Below are 736 nucleotides of genomic sequence, written 5' to 3' on the forward strand. Positions count from 1 at the left end.
TATTGGCCTATTCTATCGATGTTTTTGAAGCCCATCCGCAGGTGGATGAAATCGTGGTGGTAGCTCATCCCGATGAGGTCAATTACTGCCAGCGTGAGGTCATCGGGCGCTACGGCTACAAAAAGGTATCCCGGGTAATACCCGGCGGAGCGGAACGGCAGGACTCGGTATGGGCCGGTCTGCAGAGCCTGGGTACGGATACCGCTTATGTGGCAGTTCATGACGGGGCCCGTCCCCTCTTGAGCAAGCAGCTGATCGACCGCTTGCTGGAATCAGCGCGGGAATGGGGTGCAGCCATTCCCGGGGTCATGGCCAGGGACACCTTAAAGATGATCGACCGGGACGGATTTGTGGGCCATACCCTGGATCGTTCCGTAGTATCATTGATTCAGACCCCGCAAATCTTTCAATATCAAGAACTGATAAGGGCTTACGAATGTGCTTACCGGGATGATCTGATGGGCACTGATGATGCCAGTCTGTTCGAGGTCTACATCGGAAGGGTCAAGGTCGTTCCCGGAGAAGCCAACAATATAAAAATGACCACCACTGAAGATCTTTTGGTTGCGGAAGCCCTGTTGCGGATGAACCGGTTATAATGGGCAGCAAGGAGGTATTCATGCGCATTGGCACCGGCTATGATGTTCACAGACTGGTAGAGGGCCGCCGGCTGGTTCTGGGCGGGGTCGATATCCCGCACCCCACCGGGTTATTAGGCCATTCGGATGCCGATGTT

The 736-nt window shown here is 54.8% G+C and carries 2 protein-coding genes; both read left to right on the forward strand.

Annotated elements, in window-relative coordinates; genetic code table 11:
- Positions 1 to 599: 2-C-methyl-D-erythritol 4-phosphate cytidylyltransferase (gene ispD / locus B3W37_RS08755; protein ID WP_483175410.1), on the forward strand; the 599-nt coding region annotated here is incomplete at its 5' end.
- A 20-nt stretch (positions 600 to 619) separates the two neighbouring features.
- The coding region (locus tag B3W37_RS08760; protein WP_483175421.1) for a 2-C-methyl-D-erythritol 2,4-cyclodiphosphate synthase at positions 620 to 736 on the forward strand (117 nt) is incomplete at its 3' end.

The sequence above is a fragment of the Syntrophomonas sp. UBA5494 genome (assembly GCF_002426325.1).